Annotated in this window: 7 protein-coding genes and 1 tRNA gene; all 8 read right to left on the bottom strand. The window is 59.5% G+C overall.

Going from position 1 to position 9021, the window contains the following annotated elements:
* Positions 1-33: 33 nt before the first annotated feature.
* Positions 34-107 (bottom strand) — tRNA-Lys (locus tag AB7S84_RS14745).
* A 94-nt stretch (positions 108-201) separates the two neighbouring features.
* Positions 202-957 carry an RNA 2'-phosphotransferase gene (locus tag AB7S84_RS14740; RefSeq protein WP_020877944.1) on the bottom strand — a complete coding sequence of 252 codons (756 nt, stop codon included), beginning with the start codon at positions 955-957 and terminating at the stop codon, positions 202-204.
* Between the two features lie 129 nt (positions 958-1086).
* Positions 1087-2283 carry a murein transglycosylase A gene (mltA, locus tag AB7S84_RS14735; RefSeq protein WP_428155367.1) on the bottom strand — a complete coding sequence of 399 codons (1197 nt, stop codon included), beginning with the start codon at positions 2281-2283 and terminating at the stop codon, positions 1087-1089.
* A 17-nt stretch (positions 2284-2300) separates the two neighbouring features.
* On the bottom strand, positions 2301-2801 hold the full coding sequence (moaC, locus tag AB7S84_RS14730; RefSeq protein WP_020877942.1) for a cyclic pyranopterin monophosphate synthase MoaC: 501 nt from the start codon (positions 2799-2801) through the stop codon (positions 2301-2303).
* A gap of 26 nt (positions 2802-2827) precedes the next feature.
* Positions 2828-3820: an NTP transferase domain-containing protein gene (locus tag AB7S84_RS14725; protein ID WP_020877941.1), complete on the bottom strand. Its 993-nt coding sequence runs from the start codon at positions 3818-3820 to the stop codon at positions 2828-2830.
* Positions 3821-4053: 233 nt separating this feature from the next.
* Complete coding sequence (locus tag AB7S84_RS14720) at positions 4054-6114, bottom strand: hypothetical protein (protein WP_428155364.1); 2061 nt, start codon at positions 6112-6114, stop codon at positions 4054-4056.
* Positions 6111-7331 (bottom strand): hypothetical protein, encoded by a 1221-nt coding sequence (locus tag AB7S84_RS14715; protein WP_153302757.1) that lies wholly within the window; start codon positions 7329-7331, stop codon positions 6111-6113. The genes AB7S84_RS14720 and AB7S84_RS14715 overlap by 4 nt, the downstream gene beginning before the upstream one ends.
* Positions 7332-7557: 226 nt before the next feature.
* Positions 7558-9021, bottom strand: a 1464-nt coding sequence (locus AB7S84_RS14710) for a dynamin family protein (protein ID WP_428155362.1), incomplete at its 5' end; no start/stop codon positions are given.

Below are 9021 nucleotides of genomic sequence, written 5' to 3'. Positions count from 1 at the left end.
AGCATGATCGCTCTAACCCTTTGTTTTCTTTGATGGGCCGTGTTGGAATCGAACCAACAACCTACTGATTAAGAGTCAGTTGCTCTGCCTAGTTGAGCTAACGGCCCGTATGGCGGAATGTCCTCAGGAACGAGTCGGCTTTTAGCAACTTTGCCGGGGGTTGTCAATGAAAAATTGTCATTCTTCGGGCAAAAAAAGGGGTCAATCCCATCTTTCGTGCTTCTGTTTGCGCTGTTGGCGGCGCTCTTTTTTCCGCGACATCTCCCGATCTTTGCGTTCGCGCCGTACCGAGGCTTTCTCCTCGATATCCGCCCAATCGATGGTAAAGCTGCCGGGAGTCCTGGCCTGGGACTTTTCCTCGCTTGATTTTTTCTTTCTGGCGTTGAAATCTTCCTTCTCTTTGGGCAGGGGCGGCGCCGTGAAGGCCCCCAGCGGGATCGGGTCGGACAGGTAAAGCTTCTCCCCGAATTTCAGGAGCTGAACCCCACGCCGGCCGGCCCATTCCACCTGAACGGTCAGGATGACCGGCATCTGATCGATACGTCTGCCGATCCTCTGGGCCATGGCCCGGTCAGACGACAGCACCACGTGGGTGAATCCGCCCAGAGGAGAAATGCCGTTTTCGAGAACCACCGGATGCGCCTTTCTCCGAACCGCAGTGTACAGCAGCTTTGGTAAACTATTGGTTACCGTCGGGATCGGCAGTCTGTTCCGATCGAGAGCCCTGATTCGCGTTTCGACAATCTCCACGGGTGCGTCGGGAACGCTCAATACGACCTCGTTCAAGGCACCTTGATTGACATATCCCCACCCCGCCTCTTCCTGCAGCACCTTTAAAAGGTCCTTGATCCTGACGAACCCTTTATCATCGGGCACCAGGCCGAATTCATCGGGGCGATGCCCCAGAATGTAATCCAGAAACTTTGCCAATTTTACAGGGGAGTGCTGCTGTCCCATAACACACCGTCGACTTGAAGGTTAAACCATCGGGCCTTCGGGGCCCGGAGCCATGTTGACCCGCAAAATACTTATTGAGAGCATTTGCTTTGGGAAGCGGCTACGCGCGGTTCCCAAAACCGGCTGCCCTCAGGCCTCGGGCTTCAGCACCAGGAAATAGAGCTCCCCCGGATGCTTGAGGTGGCCGGCCGCCGTCTCGGCGTAAGATCCGCTTCCCCAGAAAAGATCGGCCCGTCCCGGTCCCTTGATGGCCCCGCCCGTATCCTGGCTGGAGACGAAGCGGGAAAACGACACCCATTTCGAAACGCCCCCCGCGCCTTTGCTGGCGGCCACCGGTTTTTGAGACTGAATAAAGGCGATTCCAGCCATTGGAAAGACTGATCGGTCCACGGCAATGGATCGTCCGGGGGTCAGCTTGGCCCGGATGGCGCCGTAGGGCCCGTCCTTTTCAAGGCTGAAGAAGACATAACTGGGATTGTAATTGAAGATGCGTTCCACCTCCCCGGGATGAGTGTTGAGATAGGCCCGGATGCGCTGCATCGACATCTCCGCCTGGGGAATCTTGTTTTCCCGGATCAACAGGTTTCCGATGCTTCGATAGGGACGCCCGTTGCTGGAGTGATAGTGGATGTTCAGGACGTCGCCGTCGTCCAGAAACACCTTCCCGGATCCCTGGATCTGCAGGAAGAAAAGGGCCACCGGATCCGCCACCCACACCAGCACCGGCGCCTTTCCCAAAAGGACACCTTCGCCGTCGATCTCGTTCCGGTCATGATAGGGAACAAAGGTTTTTCCCGCCACCCGCCCGACGATTTTGTGGCCTGCAAGCTTCTCGGAAAAATCGGATAGATCGAGCACGGCAAGATCCTCCGGCGGGCCATAGATCGGATGTGCGTAACCCGCTTTCCGGGAAAGGCTTCCCTGGAGGAACGGTTCGTAATATCCGGTAAAGAGCATTCGGCCGGTATCACCGCCCACGGATCGGTAGACGCGGTAATGGGAGCGGATGAAATCCGAAAGAACGCTCCGGTCGGGACGTTTCGCGATGAAAGCCTGAAAGCGTTCCAGGGACCGGATCATGTGGGGCGCATCATAGACATCCGACCCGAAACGGAAAGCGGTATCGGCCGGGACCCGCTTCAGGTATTTGAGGCTTTCCGAAAGGCTTTCCGTGATCCCTTCAAAGGCCATATCATCGGAAAATTCGGGAAACGACGAGGGGTCAAGGACAACCAGGGGCCCCTCGGGCGGTGGGGGCGCGGCACACCCCGCCAGAAGACAGAGAAGTAAAAGTCCCCCAAAACCAAGTCTCGCAGCCGTTTTCATAAAAAATGCTCTTCCTCTCAAGGGGTTTCCCCCTTTTTTTCCCGTTGTCGTACGAAATCTCCACTCTTTCCACCCGATTTGGCCAGAAGTCGGATGTCCGTAATGGTCATGGATTTGTCGTAGGCCTTGCACATGTCGTAAATGGTCAGAGCGGCGACAGACACGGCGGTCAGAACCTCCATTTCAATGCCGGTCACGTCGATGATCCTGGCGACGGCCTCGATCCGGATGGAGAAGGTTTCCGGCTCCGGAAAGAAATCCACCTGGGCGTGGGTCAGGTTGAGGGGGTGGCACATGGGGATCAACTCCGCGGTTCTCTTGGCGGCCATGATACCTGCGATGCGGGCCGTCTCCAGCACGTTCCCTTTTCGAACCCTGTGGTCCCGGATCGCCTCGAAGGTCTCGGGGGTCATGGTGACGCGTCCCCCGGCCGTAGCCGTTCTCAGGGTCGGCCATTTTCCGGAAACGTCGACCATCCGGACCCGACCTTCGGCGTCAATGTGGGTGAATGTGGACATCCGCTGCTCCTGTCGATGCTCCCGGGTCAGGATTCAATGAAATACTCGGTCTTGCGGGTGACGGTGGATTTGACGGCGTTGAGCGTCTCGGTGAGGGTTTCGATGACGTTCTCGCGTACATCCCCGGCCACCGCCAGAAGCATGACGTCATCCCCTACCGCGAGATCCTTCCCCTCGTTGATCTCCACGAGGATCTCGACAATCCCCGGTCGCTGCTTCCCCTCCCGCAGGATTTCGGCAAGCCGGTCATGGTCCACGGCCACCCGCAGCCCCGAGACCTTTCTGCCGTCCCGGGACGTGGCACGGACCACGCCGTTGTGATAGAGCACCATGCCGACATCGGCATAATCGGGATGGGCCTTGAGGGCCGCCATCATTTTCCGGATATCCATCTTATCTTCTCCTGTTTGTCGAAGCATTTCATCGCGGTGGAGTCGATGCGCTTTTTCGAGATCCTCCGGCGTGTTGACGTTGAAAAATGAAATCTTCTCCGGGTCATGCTTCAGTACGACCTTTTCCGAAACGGTCCTGACCTTGAGCTTGTTGAAAAGCCCCCTGATTTTGAAATTGTCCCTGGAAAGGCTTCTTTCCATGGGTGCGAGGCACCGTCTGGCATAGACCGCGCACAGAGGTTCAAACCCTTCCCGCGTTTTCGGGATGATGATGTCGAATTGGGGTTCGATGCGTTGGAGCACCTCCTCCACCAACCCCCGATTCAGAAAGGGGGTGTCGCAGGCCGCGACAAAAGCATGGGTGTATGTGGCCGCGGACAATCCGGCATGGATACCGGTCAGGGAGCTTCGCTCCTGAAAAATGTCCGTCACGATCGTCACATCCCAATCCACATACTCTTGGGGGGCGTTGGTCACAAGGATGATCTCCGGAAACAGCTCTCGGTACAACCGGTAAAGCCGATCGAGTATCTTGATGCCGCCGATCTCGATAAAGGCCTTGTTTCTCCCCGAAAAACGGGTGCTCAATCCACCGGCCAGGATCACGCCCGAGCACGGATATCCCATCCTACACCTCCAACCGCCGTCTTCCAGATGAAACTGCCGGTGAACAGGGAGTCCACCGGGGAACGCCTCAATTGAACCGCCTCGCCGGCATTTCCGACCGACGGACCGTATTGCCCATATGCGAGAACCTCAAAACCTGTCGAAAAGGCTGCATGCGCCGCCTCTCCATGTGTTTCGTCCACCATATGAAAAGCGATCTTTAAAATCAAGAAGACTTTCATGATGCCGCGATTTCAATTGCCGACAAGTGCCGAAGACAGGATACGATCCCCCGGAAACACCCGGTGCTCGGGCAGGAGGTATCCTTTGAGGCATACGCCGGCAAGATGGGCCATCACCTCCAGAGCCACCTGCAGGGAATCGATGGTCCGGCGCCGGAAAAATTCCTCGAGGACGGCGGGGTCGGGCTTTTTTTCCATTCGCCGGCGCACGGCTTCCGCCATATCGGAGGCTGTCGCCTCCGAAGCCTCCAGCCGGGTGATCCACCCCGTCCCGGCAAGAAGGTTCACGGCAATCCGATTGTAGTCGCAGAGCGGCCCCATGATCACCGGGACTCCGGCTCTAAGGGATTCGACCGGGTCAAAACCCCGCTTTCTCGGGTCAAAGCCGCCGCCGAGGTAGCTGAAGCGGCATTGTGCGTAAAGCCCGGGAAGGTCGCCGTAGGTATCGACAACGATGACCCCTGGCCGGTCCTTCGGCCCGATCTTCGACAAGGGCGCGGCCGTCTCGCCTATGGCCGAAACCGCATCCCGAATCATTCGATTCCGCGAAGGATTGGTCACCACCCGGGGGGCGATGATCAAGGCGTCGGCCTGATCCCTGAGCTTCCTGAATCCGGAGACGGCGATCTCAATATCGGTCTTGTCCACCACGTTGGCCGCCATCATGACCCGAATGGCCTGATCCGTGAAAATGCGGCACGTTCCGGGCGTGGGGCCGGAGATCTTGAGGTACATGGGGTTGACCCAGAAAACGCCGGGCCGGAGGGGATGCCGGGTAATGAGCCGCGGCATGGCAGCGGTGTACCAGGCTCCGAGATCTTCCGGATGATCGAAGAGGAGAAGGGTCGCTTCCGGCGGCCCGAAATCCGGGGGGGATCCGGGAACGCCCGGGGCTGAAAACCGGGGCCTGCCGTCGGGAAGCCATGCCATGCCGCCAAGTCTCCGGGTGATGGCCCTGAAATCGGCCAGATTTTCGGCGCCCCGCCGTTCCCTACGAAACCAGAGGCGCCACCTCGCCAGCGGCAGGTACGGAAGAAAACCCGAAAGCAGTGCCTTGAGCGGCTTTGCCTCACCGCCCCAGTCGCGCATCCCGACCTCCAGCACCAGGGATCGTCCACCCCCCAACCGTTCGCCGAGTCGTTCCAGAAATCTGGTTTCAGGACAGGTCTCGGGCACGACGGATTCGTCAAAAAGGCGGTCCAGATAGGCGCGCTTCGAGGGTCGGAAATAGGTCGTCTCCTCCACCGGGAGCCTCGGTCCGGCCGGTGGCTTCCTTTCCGGAAGAGAAAATTCCCGCTCCCGAAGGACACGTCCCTTGATCGCATCCAGCAACGCCGCCGTTCCGGCATGCCCGCCGTAATGCGCCACATACCCGTCCCGTGAGCGGACATATCGGCGGATGACGGGGTCGGCGCCGGCATGGGTCAACGGATAAACGGCATACCGCAGGAGCGTCAGGTCGTCGGGCTGATCCCCGGCGGCGAAAGCCAGGAAATGGGTGGTGCCGAAATTGGCGTTAAAAGCGGCGAATTTATCCGCCCGCTTCGGAATCAGAGCGATTTTCCGCCGACCCACGATGGACCGGAAATCGTCTTTCAGGACACCCGCGGCGCAGGCGATAAAGTGCTCCGCCAGGAGGGGCCCCTTCCCCGACAACAGGAGGGTGTGATCATGGCTGTCCACATAGGGAGTATCGTCGATGGGCATTCCGCGCTCACGGATTACCCGTCCGAGATCGCGGCGGACCCGATCGATCTCCATGCCCGCCAGCACCGTTCGGGTCCACTCCGGGCGACCCTGAACCGCCGCCCCGTGCTCGAAAATCCAGCCGGCGATCCGAATTCTCCATCGGGTGAACGCGGCTCTGAAATCGGCTGCCGTACTGCGGGACCGCCCCGTTGCGATGATAATGTCGATCTTCCGGGAGAGTCGTGCCAGGCACGCGAGGGTCTCCGGCGACAGAAAGGAATCAGTGGTCCGTCCCCGGATCGCGGCGCCTCCCGGCACCGGGACCGCGTGATTGAGGGTGCCGTCCAGGTCCAGGACGCATGCGGGCCGCTTTTTAAGCGTCATGACGGCAGGCGGACAAAGCGGGCCAGCCGGCTTTTGAAGAGATGGTCGGCCCGCATCCAGCCGCCCAGGACCGGCACGATCCACGGCGTAAAAGCCGGGCGGTAGACCCCGTCGGAGTCGGCCTCCACCTCCACCCGGGCCCCGATCCGATCGTCCTGCCAGGGCTTGGTGACGGGGATGCCGCTGAATTGACCCCGGACAGAATCGCTGAGGCCTGCCATGATCTGCGGATCGGAAACGGGCCAGGGGTCCATCAGAATGATGTTGGGTGCGCCGACGATCCCGGGAAGCCCCCGCGGCGACTTGGGGTTGTCGGGAAGGTCGTTGCCCGCGATCCGGCGTATTTTCCCCACGGGCATAATCCCCCACCCTGCCTCCCCGGCGAATCGGCATATTCTCAGAAAGGCCCGGGGAAATCGCCGCCGGGAAAAGTCGACGACGACGACCCGGCGCCCCAGGCTCCAGGCAGTGCCGACGGCCTTTCGCAACGCCGCGCCCTCGGGGCCTGTCGCAAGGGGAGTTCGATGCTCCGAGGAGGAGATTTTAAGGCCGGTGTAGAGCAGAACAGAACACGTTCTGTCGTGGTCAGGTCCGGTGAATACCGATGTCCACGGCGGTACCCGGCAAGTCAGGTAATCCCGGGGGGTTGCCTCATTCAGAACCACCAAAAGAGGGCCGTCTTCCGCGAGACCCCGAATCATCCGCCAGGCCCGATTCACCGCTGAAGCCTCCCGGCGCAGCTGTTCCCGCATCGACCAGGCATCGGTGTCGAAAGTCCAGTCATATCGGTTTTCAAGGGCTCCCATGGCCTCCAGCGGAAAGGCGTCCGCTTCCCAGAAGGAGACCTCCCGACACAAAAACGAGAGGAGATCATCCGCGGCCGCAGCGGGGTCGGGGCTGATCTTAAGGCCGTAGCGCCGCGCCGACGCCGCAATCGCCCGGCCTATCCAGGCCCTGTTACGCGGTCGTTGTTCAAGGACCGCCGCCGCTTGCGAGCTTCCGATTTTTGGATACCCCGGATCAAAGCCGGTTCTTCCGGGATCCGGGGGCAACGGTACGGATTCCGTGCGCAAAAATGCCCGATCGAGAATAGCTCTCGGATTCGAACCGCCGGCAAAGCGGCGAAGCATACTCACCCTCTCGGGCGTCGGCCGGGTTCGGCATACCGTGAGCAGGCGCAGGGCCTCTGTTGTTTTCGAATCTTGAGAAGTCCGCATATCTCTTCAATTCGGCAATGACGCAGGAAGATCGCTCCAGGCTTTCGGGCTCCCCCGCATGGGTCACTGCGTCTTTTCGGCATCCTTTCGTGCTTCAGACCCTCTTGAAAGTACAATTTCATCAGGGTCGCCGTGACCGGTCCCCATCCGGATGAACAGGGCGGCCTCCAGGACACGCCTCGGCAACAATGAAGAGCAACGCGCCTGTCGGATTCCTGTGGAACCGTCATATCGTGTATCTGAAATTTTCATAATACGCGTCTCCAAGGCCGACAGGCTTGCTGATCTCGTTAATGGACAAAATCGGGATGTCGAAATCGGCCTCTTCATCGTCCGACAGGGCCGCCACCTCGCCCATGGCCTCCCGGATCTCCTGAGACGCCTGCGCTGTTCGCTGTCGCAGAATCGCGAGGTCACGTCTCAGCTCGAACAGCGAGTAGCCGCCCTTTCCCTTGGCCAGGTGTTTCCGGACCAGTTCGCGGACCGCCTCCCAGCTGTCCTTTCGGGTCTGGTCCTCGACGTCCGTCAAGGTGTCTATATTCGTCTGTATATGTTGGTGGAACGCCGCCTCCTGGCGTTTCTGGACGACGCTCATCCAGAAGATCATGAAGACCGCCGCACCCACGCCGGCTGCGGATCCCATAAGAATCATGTCGGGGATTCCCAGCATCAACACGGAGAAGGCCGTAACGGCCCCGAAAAGACCACTGACGAGGACGCCCGTCAAAATCTTCTGGAACCGGAATTTTCGGCGTTTTTCACGGTATTCCGAAAGGGCTTCCATGTAATGAATGAGCCGTTCTCCCTGGACCTCGACAAAGCTGGCCAAATGGTCCAGCTGGCGCCGGGGCGTATCGAGAATGGCCCGCCGGAGGTCTTCGCGCTGGTTTTCGAGGAGCGGCAGGTATTCCGCCTTGCGAAAGCCTGCGGCGCCGACGGTTTTCGGTGCTGCGTTGGGGGAATAGGTCAGCCGTATCATGGGAATGTCCTTACGCCCGGTGATCTGGGAAAGGTTCCAGCAGAGCGTCCCGTACACCCGCAGGAGGTCGTTGAAGGAGGTGCATTCGTCAATGCGGTTGAGGACGAAGATGATGCGGTCCTCGAAGGTGGCGGCCGACAGGGTCTCCCGGATGCTTTTATAGGCTTCCCGGACTGTTCCGGCCTTGTGGGCGTCGAAAAGGACGAGGACCAGGCCCGCCTTCTGAGCCAGATCGCCGATGACATCCTGGTAGTCGTAGCCGCGATCTCTTTCGGTGATGCTGTCGAGCATCCCGGGGGTGTCGATGATCGCGAGATCCTTCAGAAAAGGCGAGTTGCATTTCTTGAGCCTGAAATGAGACGCAAACCGCTGGCCCTGCTTCCTGAGGGTGGAGAAAGGATACTCCGGATCGTTCAGCAGAACCTTCCCGTCCCGCTCTTCAGTGACCTGGATTTTCGCATCGTCGGCGAGGGTTTCATCATAAGTGATCACCGTGAAGGAGTCGTCCGTGGGTGCCTGACCGGTATCCTGGATCTCCGCACCAAGGAATTCGTTGATCAGGGAGGATTTTCCCGAGGAATAATTGCCGATGAGCAGCACCATGGGCCGCCATTTGATGTTCGTTTCAAGAGGAATTTCGCTGTAGCCGTATTTCAGGGCCGAGGGGGTCAGGTGGTTGGCGACGGTCTCGACGATCTCTTCCCGAAGCAC

The sequence above is a fragment of the Desulfococcus sp. genome (genome assembly GCF_050178255.1).
Classification (GTDB): Bacteria; Desulfobacterota; Desulfobacteria; order Desulfobacterales; family Desulfococcaceae; genus Desulfococcus; species Desulfococcus multivorans.
Note: the sequence above shows the minus strand (reverse complement) of the source record. Positions and strands in the feature narration are given on the sequence as shown.